Origin of the sequence: Vibrio tetraodonis, from assembly GCF_003350295.1 — a bacterium.
GTDB lineage: Bacteria > Pseudomonadota > Gammaproteobacteria > Enterobacterales > Vibrionaceae > Vibrio > Vibrio tetraodonis.
This window is the reverse complement of record NZ_QLYY01000011.1, coordinates 121,265-139,102: the sequence shown is the minus strand read 5'-3', so window position 1 is coordinate 139,102 and position 17,838 is coordinate 121,265. Positions and strand designations below refer to the sequence as shown.

Genomic DNA, 17,838 nt, shown 5'->3' with positions numbered 1-17,838 from the left:
ACCACATGGAGAAAGTAAGATGGGATATACACACGCTGGCCACATTGACGCCCTTAATCAGAACATTGCTGAACTTGCCGACAATATCAATGTGTCGTTTGAGTTTTTTCCGCCCAGCAGCGAAAAAATGGAAGAAACACTGTGGAATTCAGTTCATCGGTTAAAGACCTTAAAACCCAAGTTTGTGTCCGTCACCTATGGTGCTAATTCTGGCGAGCGAGACCGTACTCATTCCATTATTAAAGAAATCAAAGCACAAACTGGCTTAGTGGCAGCTCCTCATTTAACTTGTATCGATGCATCCAGAGAAGAGCTTATTCGTATTGCTGAAGACTACTGGGCCAACGGCATTCAAAGTATTGTGGCCCTTCGCGGTGATATTCCTCCTGGTGGTGGTAAACCTGAAATGTATGCCTCCGATCTGGTTACTTTGCTCAAGCAGCGCCATGACTTTGATATCTCGGTAGCCGCATTTCCTGAAGTTCATCCTGAAGCCAAAAGTGCTCAGGCGGATTTGCTCAACCTTAAACGCAAAGTGGAAGCAGGAGCAAACCGTGCGATCACCCAGTTTTTCTTTGATGTAGAAAGTTATCTGCGCTTTCGAGACCGTTGCGTTGCTGCGGGAATAGACGTAGAAATCGTGCCTGGCATCTTACCTGTTTCCAACTTCAAACAAGCCTCACGCTTCGCGGCGCAGAACAACGTCAAGGTGCCAAGTTGGATGGCGAAGCAATTTGAAGGATTGGATGATGACCCAACCACCAGACAACTCGTGGGTGCAAGCCAAGCCATAGATATGATTCGAGTTTTAAGCCGTGAAGGTGTGAAAGATTTTCACTTTTACACTCTCAATCGTGCTGAAATGACTTACGCTCTTTGCCATACCTTAGGCGTAAGACCTCAAAACTAAATGAACAAAAACAACCAAAAAGGGTTGACCATGGTCAACCCTTTTTACTTAATGCTCGTCATTATTCGACTTCATCCATCTTACCGAGCAAGTTACGGATACGGTCTTGCCATGCTGAATGCTCTTGTTGCATTTGTTCAGCCTTTTGCTCCATTTCTTCTCGACTTGAACGCAACTCACTGGCTTCAGTAGAAAGCTTTTCTTTTTCTTCTTTCAGCTCTTCCACTTCCATTTGTAAAAGAGCAATAGTGTCAACTGCAGTTTGTATTTTTGCTTCTAATTTTTCTAGTACTTCAAAAGACATCTTGGCCTACCTTGTATTATCCGATTTACCGTAAAGCGCTTCACTTCACCTTATGTCCTCATTCTACTCAGGCAGAGAGAGAGAAACACGCTCTATATTGTATATTTGGTATCATTCGATTAAAAAAACAGCATACCCTGACAATGCACTGACGGAGAAGGACTCAAAGCACATTTTTTATTAGTTTTGATCGGATTTTTATGAATTTAGATCTAAATAACCTATTAAAAAACATGCAGGTGTCAACATAGAGCCTTAACGCTTATTTCCTAAACGATCGTCTATCTATTGTCTACTAGTCTTACATAACCCTTGAAACAACACATTAGCCGCTAAGCTACCAGTAAAAATATTCACCAAAACCAATAATACTTGTGTCAAATTGCGCAACGTATCACGTGAAATATCATGATTGGGCAATCTCATAAAGGCTTCAATCGCTTCGTCACTAGCAAGCAAGATATCAACCGAGGCAAAGGTACCAAGAAAAATCAGTCCTATTGCTGTGACAATAAACTGCCTCCTCTTTTTGGCCAAAGTCAGAGCCCAAAGTAATCCACAAATTAAGCTGCTATAGGCAAAAAAAGCAAAAAATGGAAAAACCAAATAGACATCAAGCAAATAAGCTGAGCAGAACAAAATAATAAAAAGCACAGCAGTAGCAATAAAGACTTGTCGAAAGTTAAATTTTTTCATCCAGTTACCTGATTTGATATCCCAAGCGTTTTCACAAACACACCATATTTAAGCTATGGCTCAGCCGTCAAGCGGATTAAGGGGCAGCTTCCTTAAAACCGATAGTTTAGCGCATAACCAGACTTGTGATTTCAAGATAGTTTAGTAAACCTATGCTTAATCGGGATTCAGTCATGTTTTTTGCCAGATCCAGCTATGCTAAAATTCGCGCAGCATCCCTTTTTCTCAGCTTAATTTTCATTTGGAGCATTTATGAAGCGTGATTTAGCAATGGCATTTTCCAGAGTGACAGAAGGCGGAGCCTTGGCCGGTTATAAATGGCTAGGTCGCGGCGATAAAAATGCCGCCGACGGAGCTGCCGTTGAAGCAATGCGTATTTTATTAAATCAGACAGAGATTGATGGCCAAGTGGTGATTGGTGAGGGAGAAATCGATGATGCTCCTATGCTGTATATTGGCGAAACGGTCGGAATCGGGGGAGAGGAAGTCGACATTGCTGTTGATCCCATTGAAGGCACTCGAATGACCGCAATGGGGCAATCAAACGCTCTAGCTGTACTGGCAGCAGGAGAGAAAGGCAGCTTTCTCAAAGCACCAGATATGTATATGGAAAAATTGGTTGTAGGTCCAGGGGCCAAAGGCTGTATTGATCTCAATAAACCTCTTAAAAAAAATCTGGAAAACATAGCCAAAGCACTGAATAAAACACTCGATACATTAGTCGTTATTACCCTTGCCAAACCGCGCCATGATGAAGTGATAGCACAGATGCAAGCAATGGGTGTGCGGGTTTTTGCTATACCCGATGGTGATGTAGCAGCGTCAATTTTAACCTGTATGCCAGAAAGTGAGGTCGATGTCATGTATGGTATTGGAGGCGCTCCAGAGGGGGTGATTTCTGCTGCTGTAATTCGCTCGCTCGATGGCGACATGCATGGGCGTTTACTGCCCCGCCATCATGTCAAAGGCGATAGCGAAGAAAATCGTATTCACGGCGCTGATGAACTCAATCGCTGCAAAGAAATGGGCGTGGAAGCGAATCGGGTGTTAACCATAGAAGAAATGGCAAAGAGTGATAATGTTATCTTCTCCGCAACTGGCATCACAAAGGGCGATTTGCTCGACGGTGTGACACGTCAAGGACACATTGCAACCACAGAGACTCTTCTAATTAGGGGTCGCTGCCGAACAATCAGACGTATAAAGTCAACCCACTACCTAGAGCGTAAAGATCCTCAAGTCAGAGAGCTTGTGTTATAGCTTTTAGACTATTAATCCGGATATAAAAAACGGAGACCTAGGTCTCCGTTTCTTGTTCAGCAAAGCTGTATGGCTTACATCATGCCGCCCATACCACCCATGCCGCCCATACCGCCCATATCAGGCATTGCTGGCGCATCTTTTTGTGGTTGGTCAGTAACCATAGCTTCAGTTGTGATCATTAGACCTGCAACTGATGCAGCGAATTGAAGTGCAGAACGAGTCACTTTAGTTGGATCTAGGATACCCATTTCTAGCATGTCACCGTATTCGCCAGTTGCAGCGTTGTAACCATAGCTACCTTCACCGCCTTTAACGTTGTTAGCAACTACAGACTCTTCGTCTCCCGCGTTTTGTGTGATCTGACGAATTGGCGCTTCCATAGCACGCAGTGCCACGCGAATACCAACGTTTTGCTCTTCATTATCACCTTGAAGATCAACAATCTTAGAGGCTGCACGGATAAGTGCAACACCACCACCAGCAACAACGCCTTCTTCAACTGCTGCGCGAGTTGCGTGAAGTGCGTCTTCAACACGGTCTTTCTTCTCTTTCATCTCAACTTCAGTTGCTGCGCCAACTTTAATAACCGCAACGCCGCCTGCTAGCTTAGCAACACGCTCTTGAAGCTTCTCTTTATCGTAGTCAGAAGTTGCTTCTTCGACCTGCTGGCGAATTTGAGCAACACGGCCTTGAATCATAGACTCTTCACCTAGACCATCGATAATAGTGGTGTTTTCTTTGGTGATAGCAACGCGCTTCGCTTGGCCAAGATCTTCTAGAACAACTTTCTCTAGTTCAAGACCTACTTCTTCAGAAATTACGGTACCACCTGTTAGGATAGCAATGTCTTGAAGCATAGCTTTACGACGATCACCAAAACCAGGTGCTTTCACAGCGGCAACTTTAACGATACCACGCATGTTGTTAACCACTAGTGTCGCTAGCGCTTCACCTTCAACATCTTCAGCAATGATAAGCAGAGGACGAGAAGCTTTTGCTACTGCTTCAAGAGTTGGAAGCAACTCACGAATATTAGATACTTTCTTGTCAATCAGTAGGATAAATGGATTATCAAGCTCAACAGAACCAGATTCTTGGTTGTTGATGAAGTATGGAGATAGGTAACCACGGTCAAACTGCATACCTTCTACAACATCCAGCTCATCTTGAAGTGCTTGACCTTCTTCAACAGTAATGACACCGTCTAGGCCTACACGTTCCATTGCTTCAGCAATAATCTTACCTACGCTAGAATCAGAGTTTGCAGAGATAGTACCAACTTGCTCGATCTCTTTGCTACCTTTACAGTCAACAGAAAGCTCACCTAACTCTCTCACTGCTGCTGCAACAGCTTTATCTATACCACGTTTAAGATCCATTGGGTTCATACCCGCAGCAACCGCTTTAAGGCCTTCGTTAACGATAGACTGTGCAAGAACTGTCGCAGTTGTTGTACCGTCACCCGCAGCGTCGTTTGCTTGAGAGGCGACTTCTTTAACCATTTGTGCGCCCATGTTTTGGAACTTATCTTCTAGTTCAATTTCACGCGCAACAGATACACCATCTTTAGTAATAGTTGGTGCACCAAAAGATTTGTCGAGAACAACGTTACGGCCTTTAGGACCTAGCGTTACTTTTACTGCATCTGCTAGAACATTTACACCTTCTAGCATTTTAATACGTGCGTCATTACCAAATTTAACGTCTTTAGCAGCCATCTTTAGTTTCCTTTTCTAAAATTCTTTAGTTTTACTTAATTAACAAATGAATCTGAGCAAAAAATTACTCAATGATTGCTAGCTTATTGCTCAACGATAGCCATGATGTCACTTTCAGACATCACTAGAACTTCTTTACCGTCGATTTTTTCAGTTTTCGTACCGTAGCCTTCAGCAAAAATCACTGTGTCGCCAACATTGACATCTAGAGGCATCACAGTGCCATTCTCTAGAATGCGGCCTTTACCAATAGCCAAAACTACACCGCGAGTTGACTTCTCGGCAGCAGAACCAGTCAAAACAATACCACCCGCTGATTTTGACTCAACTTCTTGGCGTTCTACGATAACTCGGTCGTGTAATGGACGAATGTTCATCGGTCGTCTCTCCTGAAAATTTCCATGTTGTTGGATAATTACCTAGCGCAATAGCACAAGGCGTTAAAGTCTTGTGCTATCTATATGTGGGACGTTTTGCTGAAACCCAAGGGGGATATGAAAGATTTTTGTGATCGAGTTCAGAGAAGAACTTTGAAATGCGGCTGTGGAAAGCTTAGCGCTAACTCGATGTGTTAGCGCCAGTCAGCAAGAGGGATGATTTGTGCACTGCCGCATTCTTCAGTCTCGGCCGAATCACCTTCGAGTACATCTTGAAATTTAACCATTTGAGAAACAAGCTCACGCATGAGAACAACGTTAGCATGATTAGGGTTTTTGCAGTTGTCAACCACTCTATCTATATGACTTTGCTGGGCCCAGAGTCTACCTTGCATCTCTTCAGATGCCGACATAATCATCTCTTTACACATTTCATGTTTGAATTGAGCAAATCCTTCAGGGTTGTTTTCTGCAAGGTCGATTAGCTCGTCAAACGAAGGAAGAGTCTGATTGATTAACGGTGAGTTCATAAAGCCCCCAAAACAAAGTAACAAATCTATCAATTAAAATATAGACGGTTTGCTGGGGTTGTGCGAACTACAAATCTTTTAACTCTGAGTTTTGGGTAAGAGAGCTTTGAGAACCGATTTTACCGCTGCTTAAACGGCAAAGCGACCAGAATAAGAAGTGGGAACGCCAAGTATTGACATAGGACTTGTGTATTGTCAAAAACCTATATTCGAAAGCTCCCATCTTGTGTTCTTCACTCATGCACATTACAGCGGAAAAACAAAGTTTCACTAACGGCCCATCCCAAAAATTACAGTTTTTACGGTTAAAAATAAAATTTTCAACTCCATGCGCCAATTCTGATGTTTGATATAGTAAATATCAAATTTATGCTTCCAAATTGCATCGTCAACTGATGCACCATATGGATATTTTACTTGTGCTAAACCAGTGACGCCTGGTTTTACAGCGTGACGGAAACGATAGTATGGTATTTCTTTTTCCAAATCTTCGATAAACACTTCTCGCTCAGGTCGAGGGCCTACCATCGACATTTCACCCTTGTAAACGTTAATTAACTGAGGTAGCTCATCGATTCGTGTTTTTCGGATAAAGTTCCCAACCTTGGTCACTCGTGCATCGTTTTTGGTTGCCCATTGGGCTCCATTTTTCTCTGCATCATTCCGCATTGAACGGAATTTTATTACCTCAAACTCTTGGTTATACTGACCAGTTCTTCTTTGTTTAAAGAAAATAGGTCCTGGCGACTCAAGTTTAATTAAGGCAGCAGTTATAAGGCCTACGGGGATCGCTATTATTCCAAGCATAAAAACGAACATCAGATCTATCAGTCGCTTTTCACTTACATTTCTTTTATTTGAAAGAATTGAAAAGGCTTTTTGATGTAGAAAGTATCCACTATGAAGCAGCTCTGTTTCTGTATACCCAAGTGTTCTATCAAAATAGCTCACCAAAGGCTCGACCCACGCGCCAAGTTCTGTTGCTTCAATGAGAAAATTGCGATGCTCCTCCGACAAGCTGGCACTTTCAAAGTGACATAAAGTCTTACCTTTAAAATCTTGAATAGAATAATTGTTTACATCGTATTTAATGTCGTGTTTTGACAATACAAATTTCAATTTTTCTAAATATTTCTCTGGTGCATATATATGAATGAGGGCTTTGCTGTTTTGCGGTGCTTGTTGTAAAACCTGATCATTTGGATTGGTGTCAAATACTGCTTCAAATACTTCTGAGCCAGTAACTTGATTTTTTAATACTGAGTTTTTCATACTTTGAATATTTAATATCTGTAAGGAAAAATTTATACGCTGTATTTACTTCGCTGTTATATGATATATTTTGTTGTAATTTAGTAAAATCATTAATTTTAATGATATCACTAAATAAATTTCATATTAACAACTAGCCTGTCTCAAAAATAAGAAAGTCATAAGTGTTATCGAGAAATTATCGAACGCTTTTCATTCCAATAGAAAAACAATTAATAATCCATTAGTACAAATGAATTTATGGTTATAATTTAGGGTAAATGTGTTAGTTTTATAACAAGTAGTCCAGTCAAATTATTTTATTAAACTTTTCTTGTTAACCCTCTCAAGGCATAGTGACCAAAATACTTAATTGACGCTGGTAAAGATAAGCGTTCAATCTCTCTGTAAATTCGCCACTGATACTTGAGAACACCCAGCTTATTCGATGATACCGAGTTGCCTCCTACTCTATACCGGGCTAGTGGATTGTCCGAACATCTTTCAGCTACTGTTCCAGTTTTAAGTATCTGTAACCACAGCCCCATGTCCTGCCTCTTAGATATATTAGGCATATAGACCTTTCCTAACATATCTACGTTATACATAGCAGTGAGACAGCCAATTTGGTTAGATTTTAAAATATCGTTATAACCTAGCCTACTAGGCGGCGTTCTTACTCCAACAACTTTTCCTTTTGTATCGAAAACCTCATATGATGTGTAGGATATACTCACATCATTCTCCCGCATAAAGTTAAGCTGCAATTCTAATTTACTAGGATGCCAGAGATCATCGGCATCAAGAAATGCGACAAAGTTGCCTTTGGCTTCAGATATACCGCGATTACGAGTCACTGCGGGACCTGCATTCCAAGATCTAGAAATAAATTTAATTTTTGGATCAGATTCGATAGCTCTCAACAACTCATCAGGAACTTCTGATGTAGAACAATCATCAATAATAATATGTTCATAATTTGAGTAAGTCTGTTGTTGAACGCTTTTTATCGTTTCTATTAATTCCAAACTAGGGTTAAAGCAAGGGGTAATGATCGATACTAACATTTTTAATCGCTACTAAATAAATCGCGTGTATAGACCTTGAAAGTAACGTCTTGTATATACTTAACCATACGGTTGGATACAATAACATCACATACAGACTTAAACTTTTTAAGGTAAGTCATAACAAGGGAGTGGAAGAATTCTTTTTCCTATAAAGCTGGTTCATAAACAACCACCTCTATGCCTTTAGCTTTGACCTTCTTCATTACTCCCTGTATTGAAGATGCTCTAAAGTTATCGGATCCCGGCTTCATTACTAAACGATAAATCCCTACCTCTAGTAATTTTAATAGCGATAACCTCATGATGTTGTGCCAACAACATAGCGTTAGACAGGCTGACAGAACCTGTTCCAGTAACCGCTATTTTCATTAAATCTAACCAATAAATAATTTAGTTTGATTTGTTATAATATTCTTTGTACCAATCAATAAACTTTTTAACGCCTTCTTTTACACCAATCTTAGGTTTATAACCCGTAGCAGAAAATAAATCCTCGGTATCTGCATAAGTTTGATAAACATCACCGGGTTGCATATCTCTCAAATTCTTCGATGCCTCTATACCTAGCTCATCTTCTATAGCTTTAATAAAATCCATAAGATTGATCGGACTACCATGGCCAATATTGTATACCGCATAAGGAGCGGAGCTGCTGGCAAGAGTCCCCTCTTCGACAGTCCAGCTCTTATTGGGCTGTGGAATAACATCGGAAATTCGAACTACACCCTCTACGATATCATCGATGTAAGTAAAATCACGCCACATGTCACCATTGTTATTGATATCAATCGTGTCACCATCCAGAATCTTCTTAGTGAAGAGAAACGGCGCCATATCTGGGCGGCCCCATGGACCATAAACCGTAAAGAAACGCAAGCCTGTAGTCGGAATGTCATACAGATGAGAATAGCTATGGGCCATAAGCTCATTCGACTTCTTGGTCGCTGCGTACAGTGAAACGGGGTGAACAACCGAATCGGACGTTGCAAACGGCGTTTTCGCATTTAAGCCGTATACCGAGCTTGAAGAGGCATATACCAAATGCTGCACTTTATTGTGGCGACACCCTTCTAGAATGTTTAAGTGACCCACTAGATTTGAATCGGCATACGCATGTGGATTTTCAATTGAATAACGCACTCCTGCTTGTGCAGCTAAATGGATCACTTGATCAAACTGTTCCGCTTTAAACAGGTTAGCCACATCATCGCGATCGGCAATGTCTAACTGTACCAGTTTGAAATTGGCATGCTGAATACGCGCTAGTCGAGCTTCTTTTAAAGCCACATCATAGTATTCGTTAAGGTTATCGGCACCAACAACTTGATAACCTTTCGCCGTGAGCTGCTTTACTACCGCACTGCCGATAAAACCCGCAGCGCCTGTTACCAAATATTTCATTGTTTTAATCCTTAATCTGAACCAAATAGATCACGTGTATAGACTTTGTCTTGTACATCCGCCAGCTCTTGCGCCATCCGGTTAGATACAATCACATCACAGCTTGATTTGAACTGTTCGAAATCTGTTAGCACCAATGAGCGGAAAAACTCTTTTTCCTTTAGCTCTGGCTCAAACACCACAACTTCAATGCCTTTCGCTTTGAGGCGTTTCATGATGCCTTGAATACTAGAAGCGCGGAAGTTATCAGAGCCCGATTTCATCACTAAACGGTAAATACCCACGCGTATAGGATTACGTTTAATGATTGAATCTGCGATAAAATCTTTACGTGTAGTGTTTGAATCAACAATTGCACCAATAATGTTGTTAGGCACGTCTGCATAGTTCGCGCGCAGTTGTTTGGTATCTTTTGGTAAACAGTAACCACCATAACCAAACGAAGGGTTGTTATAGTGTGAGCCAATACGTGGATCTAAACATACACCATCAATAATTTGGCGCGTGTCTAAGCCATGAGATTCAGCATAGGTGTCGAGCTCGTTAAAATAAGCAACGCGCAAGGCCAAATAAGTGTTTGAGAATAGTTTTACCGCTTCTGCTTCCGTCGAGTCTGTAAATAGGATTTCAACGTCTTTCTTCACCGCCCCTTTTAACAGAAGGTTCGCGAATACTGATGCACGTTCAGAACGTTCGCCCACCACAATACGAGATGGATGCAGGTTATCGTATAGCGCTTTACCTTCACGCAAAAACTCTGGAGAGAATATCAGATTTTCACATCCTAACTCTTGTTTAATACGATCGGTATAACCCACAGGAACGGTAGATTTAATCACCATCACCGCATTTGAGTTAATCGCCATTACGTCTTTAATCACCGCTTCAACAGAAGCAGTGTTGAAGTAATTGGTTTCAATATCGTAGTCTGTCGGGGTGGCGATAATAACGAACTCTGCATCGGTATACGCCAGCTCTTTATCTAGAGTGGCAGTAAACTTTAATGACTTATTTTTTAAAAAGTCTTCGATTTCTAAATCGATGATTGGAGATATTTTATTATTCAGTAATTTTACTTTTTCTTCGATAATATCGACCGCGACAACGTCATGATGCTGGGCCAATAGCATCGCATTTGATAAGCCTACATAGCCGGTACCAGCAATTGCAATTTTCATAAATAAACCTTTGTATTTATGTAATAATTAGTTTTATAGAGTGTTTGAGTAAACCTTATGAGCAATATGTCACGAGGCTATTGAGGTGTTGTGTATCGAGGTACGTATAAGATACCATTATGCATTTATTTGATTACATACTGTTTACGTGACCGCGCGTAGCTTTTAAGTTTTTTGGTGTAGTGCATTGCCAAATGAATTTTGTCTCAAAGCTTTCTGAAAACTTAGGTCATTCCGCAGGACTCATATTCAACCGAGCAAAAATAGAGCAGTGACGAAGAGGGATATAACCCTACTTACTTAACTCCACTACCTTTCCTAAAGCTTCTACCAGAGATAAAAAGTAGTCTCATAACGGCAATTCTATCCCAGTTAGAAACACTTTTCGTACAATAAAGCTTGAGCTTAAATCGACCTTATTATTACTATCTATTCAGACTTCTTGTTTTGCTAGCTTTACGTGTTTTATATTGCTTAAAAATAAATAATAAAACAAGAAATATAGTTATCTTTTAACCTATTTTATTATCTCTATCTTATCATTATAGCTCGTCGTAACTTTAAAAAAACATGCTATTATGAAAATTTATTGAATATATTTATCCATTAAAAGCACTACGATCAATTTTAAAAAACTAAAAATAATTAGGTATGCTATTTTTAAGATTAGAGTAAAAGACATTAATGCACTTCGTTTATTTACTTATAAATTCACGTAGTGCTGATTTAAATATAGGTTTATGTTTTGAAAACTTATTAAGCTTTTTAATAAAAAATAATAATATCCAAAACCAGTAAGTTTTTGGAAAAATTCTCTTAAACATATATAACTTTGCAAGAACCAACTTTTTACTCGAATAAAAATCTTTTCCACTTGACAGTTCTTCAGTATGAATACAACCATGAATATCTGTGAAACAGCCTTTAAAGTTTCTATGTATTAAGTCTGTAATAAAAATGTATTCTTCACCAGAAGGTAAAGATGTACCTAAACCGAAGTTTTCATCAAATCTAACACCAGAGTCTACGCAAGATTTAGACAAGACCATATTAATAGAAGATATTTTTGCACTATTGATAGCATTTATTTTAGTATTATTTTTTTGCTTAGCAATTAGTTTTTCACCCATATAGTGGAGTACAGAAATAAAATCATTATCCGAATCAATAAAGAAACTAACAATCTCAGAATAGGCATTATCAAGTATTTTAGTATCATCATCCATAATCCAAACTATATCCGCATCAGAAAATTCTAACGCTTTATTTCTACTTTTGGACAACCCTAAATCAGTCATTTTATGGTAACTGATAGATACTTCTTTGCTTATATTGTCAATAAAGTTATCGTATTCTTCTAACCTACTTAAATCTCTCAATTGATGAATAATTACATATTCATAAACTTTATTAAATTCTATATTGAATATACGATCATCCATCGTTGAAATCAAAATTTGTAGTTTCAAGTCAGATCCCACCTTCTATAATATATCGTTCATAAGAATCTAGAATATCGTTGGTTGAAAAGCTCGACAAATCAGCTGTCTGTGACGATCTTGACAGAATCAGTTCAGATAGCTTTGTGGTAAAATCATCAATATCATTATATTTATATGCACACCCAATATCGTAATTATTTACAAACTCAACAGATGTAGGCTGCGAATCTGATACTAGAACTTTCAATCCACAGGCACTTGCTTCCAACAAAGCATTTGAAAAACCCTCAAAATGTGAAGGCAATATAAAAACTGAAGATTTAAATAAGAATTGATAAGGATTGTCAGTATGACCAGTAAAAATTACATTTTCACTAACTCCTATTTCTGAAACATAAACTTCCAGATCATTTCTTAAAGGCCCATCTCCGACAATATATACCTTGAACTCACCATATTTTTCTTTAAAGCTTTTGAGAGCCAAAAATAAAAAATGATGATTTTTTTGTCTAAATAACCTTGCAACTATACAAAATATAGGAATGTCATTAGTTTCTCCTCTTTCATCTTGGATAGAGTTTTGCTTTATTCTATGGGATTCTATCAAGTCAAAGTCAATTGGGTTATTAATAATAGCTATTTTATTCGAATCAATATTCCAACATCTTTGGAGGTCACTCTTCATTGCCTCTGACAAGCAGATAATACCACTTGCCCTTGCATAGGACTTCGAGATTATATAGTTTTTAACTTTTTGATGTAATCTGCTTTCTGCAGTTATTTGTTGGGAAACTGTATTTGCCTCTCTAATAACAACATTAGGTTTACACTTACTCAAAGCTTTACTAACTATCAATATAAAATTAGACTCTTTCATTGTTGAAAAGCAAACATCGGGCTCAATCTCGTTAATTTTATTCTTAAGAGGCAATATTGATAGCCATTGTAAATGGCTATTAAGACAAGAATAATTAATTCCATCTCTAAGTTTTTTTTCTAATTTCCCACCAGACAATGAAGTGATGAAATATACATCATGGCCAATATCAAAAAAATGGTTAGCTACCCGTACAGTTACGCTCTCTGCGCCACCACACTCTAAGTTTGGCAAAAAAAATAAAATTTTCATTTAATTAAATATCACACTTTGATAAAAAAACTCATTCTTTGCAAGAAAGGTTATTTTTGCTAAATATGGAAGAACAATAAAGCCTAATATAATAATAAAAAACTTAAAGTTCTTATGATAGTAAAAGTTTAATACATAGTAAATTGGGAATATATTAAAAAAAACAAAATATGATTGTAACCTAGATAATATTCCGATTTTCAAACTCATTAAAAATGCCCAATATGTAAATGAAAAAATAACAATAAAAAATCGGAATAGATCAGAGTTTATAAATGAACCTTCTTTACTATTGCCAGTATTTTTAGAGTAAAGATAATAAAAAACTAAATATACTGGCAAATAATAAATTTTAGTTATGACTACAGACAAGTCTGATGATTCAAAATACTGGCCATCAATATAGTGACTATAACTGCCAATTACCTCTAAGGCAACTGGCACCAAGCTTGGTAGAATTAAATAAATTACCGTAGAGAGTAAAAAAATAAGAAAAAGATAGTTAGGCTTAAGTTTTTCAAACAATTTTAGAGGGTAAATGACGACATTGATTAAAGATGAAGCATGCATCATCTTCATTAAAAACAAATAAAAAAAAGATTTCACATACTTTCTGTCACAAATTAAATAAGCAAATAAAGGGACTAATACAACAGCAGCATATTGCCTAATACCATTGAGCTGATTGTTGTATATGTTGGTAACAGATAGAAAGATAAAAAATAAAAGCCATAACCTTACATCGTTATATCTTTGCTTTAATTTAAAGAAGAAATAAAATATAGGCAGAGTTTGTGCAAGAGTAAAAACAAAAAACAGTGCCTGAGGCTCTAGCTTCAGATGATTAAGAAATTCAAGTGAATAATAAAAAAAATATTCCCCTTGGTCAAAGTATCTTCCCCAAACCCATGGGTTTTCGTATATATATATATATGAAGGGTAGTCAGATCCTACATAATACTGAGTGGATGATACGAAAATATAAAAAACAATAGCTGGAAAAGTGGCTGTGAAATAAAGAAAGACATTTCTCTTTACACTAATCTTTTCAACTAGGTAAATAATTAACGTTGTGTAAAATAAAACTAAAGCAAACAATATTAAGACCTTTAATCTACTTAAAAGTAATAGAGCTATATTTCTTATATACTATATAATAATCAATAAATAATATAAACCTTGCCAGAGTAACGGATAAAGCCCCCCCTAAAATTCCGTAGGAATATATTAATAAGGAAGACAAAAAGCAAGATACTATGGATGTACGGATAGAAACATTCCTATAAATACTATCGAGACTATTAACTAAGAAGAAACCTTGAGACAAAGCATTTGTCCAGCCGAGAAATAGCACTCCTAGCATCAAAACTAAGAGATAATCTGATACACCACTATAGTTAGCACCGAGAAAAATTGATAAGGCATCTTCACCACATAGAGATACAAATAATATCAATGGTACAGAAACAAAGCTGTAAATTTTGATTTGATAACTCACCTTTATCGTTCTTTCAGTTATTAATATTGGAAACAGCGATTTCGATATAACATTCTGAAATATAACAATAATAGAGCTTAAACGTAATGCAATGGCTAACAAAGAAAAATCTTCAGGTGGGTATATGGTCCCTAAAGCAATTGTAGGTAGTGAATTATATAAGTTTGGAGCCAAAATACCCAAAAAGACGGAGAGGTTACTCATCATTACATTTCTAAAACTGAATGTAACGCCAACTTTCACACCATATTTTCTTGCGGTATAAAAAGTTACTAAACAACCAAAAAACAGTAATGGGGCGCCATATGAAAAAAGTAATATTTCAAAGCTATTTTTTCCATCAAGTAAAAAAAATATTACTAGTAAATTGATTAACTTAATTATTAACTGAATACCAGATATAAGCTTTAAATCATTTTTAGCATGGTAAAACCAGATTGGCAGAAGTGCATAGCCAAGGCAATATGGTAAAATCAAGTAATTTATATATATAAGATTTTTTTCTTGCCCAGTAATATAAAAAAACACATAAATAAAAATTACATACAAAGATGCCAAGAACAATCTGAGAGATTGTGTTTCCTGATATAACTTTGAAAGATATGTTTTATCATCCGCAAACTCAACAGCAAATCTGACTGAAACAAATCTAGTACCAAAATCAATAACTGTATTACCAAACATCACAAACGCAAGTAGGTAAAGGTATATCCCATATAGCCCCTCACCCAAACTTCGCGTTAGTATAGGCATAGTGACAATAGGTATCAGCATGCCTATTATTTCAATGAAGCCAAAATTAAAGAGATTATTAATGAATTTTTTATTAAGAATTTTCACTTATATTCGCTATCTTATCTTACAAATTTTTTTTGAAGGTCAATTTTATTAATTCAATTACGTATGTACCTATCAATAGCGTAAGCCATTTCCTCTTCTACAGATGCCTTTCTTTCTAGTTTACGCCAGGACTCTCCTTCTTTATGAAAAAGAACGTTTGCAAACATCTGAGTATACGGACCAAAATGTACACATTGGTATTCAATACAATTAAGCATACCTTCATTATCTATAATATCTAACGATACATAAGGCACATCTAATTTTTCCCTTAAATCTAGAATGAAGTCTAGCAATTCCTTATTTATTGACTCTACAAATTCAAAATTACCGCTTCCGCTTGATCGAAAATCATTATTTCTAACATATCTTTTTAGTAGGTAGATTCTATCGAAGTAAACTAATGCCTTGTAATCGAATCCTGGGCTTTTAATCTTTTCTTGTTGGACTAATGTATAATAGGATTTATTATAATCAATATTCTCTTTGGTTCTTTTAAAAAAAACACCTAAAACTCTAAACTTTATAAACTCAATAAGGTCTGAAATATTAGTTGCTCTCCAAAAAACTTTATTTATATATTTTGTATAAGTTTCTCCTAAATTGGGCACAAAGACTCCCGAACTCCCAGAACCAGAAACAAACTTATTAACTTTACTAGCATCATAATCAGAAATCATGTCACCTTTTGAACAGATAGAAACCAATTGCTCTAGTAAGCCAAGATTTAACTCACTATTTAACATTGCTTGTATTGCCTTATTTTCATGTGCTAAAACATGATAAAACTTGGGTATTAGATTTATATCTCTTAATTTAATTGACACAACTCCATCAACTATTTTTTTAACAGAAGGATTTTGATGACTTCCGATAATATAATAATCATCAGGATCGATTGTAATCTTTTTATTTGCAATATCTATTATATCAATAAGTTTAACATTAAAACCATAACCCTCTAATTTATTCTTGATTAAATCAATATCAAGTGAATTTTCTGTTGGTAAGCTTTGCCCAAAATAATTGTTAAAATGAATTATATGAATTGTCATCTCTAAACCTATGTAACAGATGTAATTTTTAAGTTAGTCTATACTTACCTAAGAAATATTTAATTTGAGTAGATTAAAATATATTCAATATTTTCTTTTTTATTAGAGAACATATCTTCCTTATTAAAAGCCACTGAATAATATAAACTATAGAATCAGTTAATACTACTAATAAAAAGGAAGGCTCTAAGAAATACCACCGTTAAAGAAAATTTTTTTAACCTTATATTCGATGCTTAATAATTTAATAATTTAATAATTTAATAATTTAATAATTTAATAATTTAATAATTATACGAAATTTAACCAAATAGTGCCATATGTATTTAAATTGTCTTATTTTTATGTCTAACTTTCATATCTACAATCTCAATAGAATTCACTTTCATTTATTAATTCTACATATTTTTAAAAATACTGAATTTAAATGTAAAAACTTATAGTTTTAAAAATTCATTATGAGATAAATTTTGATAGTTATTATTACACTATAGGAAATATGATTTCATTATCTACTGTAAGTTTAGTTGACTTATTCAAAATATTTACCAGTAGTATACTGCGCTTATCACCATCAGGCTCTAAAAAAATTCCTTTAGTGTTTGTGTATATACCATCACAGACCAATACTTCGGTTCCTGCTTGAACGGACTCGTCCAAAACCACTTGGCCATTCCTTTGTTCTAAGTCTGCGATTAAGATATCTGAAACCACTTGTGGCTTTCCGGCAAACCTAACGTAATCGTACACTCCTAAAGTATTTTTCACTTTGGAAGCCAGAACAGATGATGGATCTAAATAAACAAAAATATAGCCTGGAAAAAGTGCCTCGCGAACAACTTGCTTCTTACCACGACGCACTTTAACTACATCAATAAGTGGATAATATGAGGCGATTGATTGATTAGCAAGATTGAGACTAGCACGTCGCTCATGTTTGGTTTTGCACCTAACTAGAAACCATTGATTGTTTTGGTTATCGTTCTGAATATTCTTCATCATAATAAGGACCATCTATAATATTTAATATATTTATAACTATCCGTGAAAAAGATATCGCACAATAAAAAGGCACGCTACCGCCCTTGGGTTACAGCCCCCAAAGGCTTATATCCTTGATAATTTTTACTCATTACATATTTAATAAAATCTTATTGCTATGTCTAACTTAATATC

The 17,838-nt window shown here is 36.5% G+C and carries 17 protein-coding genes and 1 pseudogene; 2 read left to right on the top strand and 16 right to left on the bottom strand.

Translation table 11 applies throughout. The features are described 5' to 3' along the window. Window positions 1-19: 19 nt before the first annotated feature. Complete coding sequence (gene metF / locus DPF90_RS08815; protein WP_114785965.1) at window positions 20-910, top strand: methylenetetrahydrofolate reductase; 891 nt, start codon at window positions 20-22, stop codon at window positions 908-910. A gap of 61 nt (window positions 911-971) precedes the next feature. On the opposite strand, the gene zapB is transcribed toward metF, so the two are convergent. Next, window positions 972-1,214 (bottom strand): cell division protein ZapB, encoded by a 243-nt coding sequence (gene zapB / locus DPF90_RS08810; RefSeq protein WP_114785964.1) that lies wholly within the window; start codon window positions 1,212-1,214, stop codon window positions 972-974. 285 nt (window positions 1,215-1,499) lie between these two features. Further along, a complete protein-coding gene (locus tag DPF90_RS08805) occupies window positions 1,500-1,910 on the bottom strand; it encodes a hypothetical protein (RefSeq protein WP_114785963.1) in 411 nt (136 codons plus the stop codon). 252 nt (window positions 1,911-2,162) lie between these two features. On the opposite strand from DPF90_RS08805, the gene glpX reads away from it, so the two are divergent. Then, window positions 2,163-3,170 (top strand): class II fructose-bisphosphatase, encoded by a 1,008-nt coding sequence (glpX, locus tag DPF90_RS08800; RefSeq protein ID WP_114785962.1) that lies wholly within the window; start codon window positions 2,163-2,165, stop codon window positions 3,168-3,170. 74 nt (window positions 3,171-3,244) lie between these two features. On the opposite strand, the gene groL is transcribed toward glpX, so the two are convergent. From groL to rfaH, 14 genes and pseudogenes are all read right to left on the bottom strand, one after another. Next, window positions 3,245-4,891 (bottom strand): chaperonin GroEL, encoded by a 1,647-nt coding sequence (groL, locus tag DPF90_RS08795; protein ID WP_114785961.1) that lies wholly within the window; start codon window positions 4,889-4,891, stop codon window positions 3,245-3,247. An 83-nt stretch (window positions 4,892-4,974) separates the two neighbouring features. Further along, a complete protein-coding gene (locus DPF90_RS08790) occupies window positions 4,975-5,268 on the bottom strand; it encodes a co-chaperone GroES (protein ID WP_114785960.1) in 294 nt (97 codons plus the stop codon). Between the two features lie 194 nt (window positions 5,269-5,462). Next, complete coding sequence (locus DPF90_RS08785) at window positions 5,463-5,798, bottom strand: DUF3135 domain-containing protein (RefSeq protein ID WP_114785959.1); 336 nt, start codon at window positions 5,796-5,798, stop codon at window positions 5,463-5,465. Window positions 5,799-6,068: 270 nt separating this feature from the next. Beyond that, window positions 6,069-7,070: a sugar transferase gene (locus DPF90_RS08780; RefSeq protein ID WP_114785958.1), complete on the bottom strand. Its 1,002-nt coding sequence runs from the start codon at window positions 7,068-7,070 to the stop codon at window positions 6,069-6,071. 302 nt (window positions 7,071-7,372) lie between these two features. Next, window positions 7,373-8,116, bottom strand: a complete 744-nt coding sequence (locus DPF90_RS08775) for a glycosyltransferase family 2 protein (protein WP_114785957.1) — start codon at window positions 8,114-8,116, stop codon at window positions 7,373-7,375. 2 nt (window positions 8,117-8,118) lie between these two features. Next, window positions 8,119-8,391: pseudogene (locus DPF90_RS08770) on the bottom strand (UDP binding domain-containing protein); the annotation flags it as partial. Between the two features lie 118 nt (window positions 8,392-8,509). Then, window positions 8,510-9,520 carry an NAD-dependent epimerase gene (locus DPF90_RS08765; RefSeq protein WP_114785956.1) on the bottom strand — a complete coding sequence of 337 codons (1,011 nt, stop codon included), beginning with the start codon at window positions 9,518-9,520 and terminating at the stop codon, window positions 8,510-8,512. A gap of 11 nt (window positions 9,521-9,531) precedes the next feature. Beyond that, the gene (locus DPF90_RS08760) at window positions 9,532-10,698 is read right to left on the bottom strand and encodes a nucleotide sugar dehydrogenase (protein WP_114785955.1); all 1,167 of its coding nucleotides are present in this window, start codon (window positions 10,696-10,698) and stop codon (window positions 9,532-9,534) included. Between the two features lie 695 nt (window positions 10,699-11,393). Continuing rightward, window positions 11,394-12,167: a glycosyltransferase family 2 protein gene (locus DPF90_RS08755; protein WP_114785954.1), complete on the bottom strand. Its 774-nt coding sequence runs from the start codon at window positions 12,165-12,167 to the stop codon at window positions 11,394-11,396. 1 nt (window position 12,168) lies between these two features. After that, window positions 12,169-13,269 carry a glycosyltransferase gene (locus tag DPF90_RS08750; RefSeq protein ID WP_114785953.1) on the bottom strand — a complete coding sequence of 367 codons (1,101 nt, stop codon included), beginning with the start codon at window positions 13,267-13,269 and terminating at the stop codon, window positions 12,169-12,171. Beyond that, the gene (locus DPF90_RS08745) at window positions 13,270-14,367 is read right to left on the bottom strand and encodes an EpsG family protein (RefSeq protein WP_162814004.1); all 1,098 of its coding nucleotides are present in this window, start codon (window positions 14,365-14,367) and stop codon (window positions 13,270-13,272) included. It lies immediately after the preceding gene. Between the two features lie 16 nt (window positions 14,368-14,383). Then, window positions 14,384-15,607, bottom strand: a complete 1,224-nt coding sequence (locus DPF90_RS08740) for a lipopolysaccharide biosynthesis protein (RefSeq protein ID WP_114785951.1) — start codon at window positions 15,605-15,607, stop codon at window positions 14,384-14,386. Window positions 15,608-15,660: 53 nt separating this feature from the next. Beyond that, window positions 15,661-16,662 (bottom strand): hypothetical protein, encoded by a 1,002-nt coding sequence (locus DPF90_RS08735; protein ID WP_114785950.1) that lies wholly within the window; start codon window positions 16,660-16,662, stop codon window positions 15,661-15,663. A 483-nt stretch (window positions 16,663-17,145) separates the two neighbouring features. Beyond that, window positions 17,146-17,664, bottom strand: coding sequence for a transcription/translation regulatory transformer protein RfaH (rfaH, locus tag DPF90_RS08730; protein ID WP_240314489.1), 519 nt, complete (start codon window positions 17,662-17,664; stop codon window positions 17,146-17,148). Window positions 17,665-17,838 lie beyond the last annotated feature (174 nt).

Excerpts from the sequence above, each read along its gene's own strand:
- metF (WP_114785965.1), top strand. The coding sequence starts at position 20 with ATGGGATATACACACGCTGGCCACATTGACGCCCTTAATCAGAACATT.
- zapB (WP_114785964.1), bottom strand. The coding sequence starts at position 1,214 with ATGTCTTTTGAAGTACTAGAAAAATTAGAAGCAAAAATACAAACTGCA.
- DPF90_RS08805 (WP_114785963.1), bottom strand. The coding sequence starts at position 1,910 with ATGAAAAAATTTAACTTTCGACAAGTCTTTATTGCTACTGCTGTGCTT.
- glpX (WP_114785962.1), top strand. The coding sequence starts at position 2,163 with ATGAAGCGTGATTTAGCAATGGCATTTTCCAGAGTGACAGAAGGCGGA.
- groL (WP_114785961.1), bottom strand. The coding sequence starts at position 4,891 with ATGGCTGCTAAAGACGTTAAATTTGGTAATGACGCACGTATTAAAATG.
- DPF90_RS08790 (WP_114785960.1), bottom strand. The coding sequence starts at position 5,268 with ATGAACATTCGTCCATTACACGACCGAGTTATCGTAGAACGCCAAGAA.
- DPF90_RS08785 (WP_114785959.1), bottom strand. The coding sequence starts at position 5,798 with ATGAACTCACCGTTAATCAATCAGACTCTTCCTTCGTTTGACGAGCTA.
- DPF90_RS08780 (WP_114785958.1), bottom strand. The coding sequence starts at position 7,070 with ATGAAAAACTCAGTATTAAAAAATCAAGTTACTGGCTCAGAAGTATTT.
- DPF90_RS08775 (WP_114785957.1), bottom strand. The coding sequence starts at position 8,116 with ATGTTAGTATCGATCATTACCCCTTGCTTTAACCCTAGTTTGGAATTA.
- DPF90_RS08765 (WP_114785956.1), bottom strand. The coding sequence starts at position 9,520 with ATGAAATATTTGGTAACAGGCGCTGCGGGTTTTATCGGCAGTGCGGTA.
- DPF90_RS08760 (WP_114785955.1), bottom strand. The coding sequence starts at position 10,698 with ATGAAAATTGCAATTGCTGGTACCGGCTATGTAGGCTTATCAAATGCG.
- DPF90_RS08750 (WP_114785953.1), bottom strand. The coding sequence starts at position 13,269 with ATGAAAATTTTATTTTTTTTGCCAAACTTAGAGTGTGGTGGCGCAGAG.
- DPF90_RS08735 (WP_114785950.1), bottom strand. The coding sequence starts at position 16,662 with ATGACAATTCATATAATTCATTTTAACAATTATTTTGGGCAAAGCTTA.
- rfaH (WP_240314489.1), bottom strand. The coding sequence starts at position 17,664 with ATGATGAAGAATATTCAGAACGATAACCAAAACAATCAATGGTTTCTA.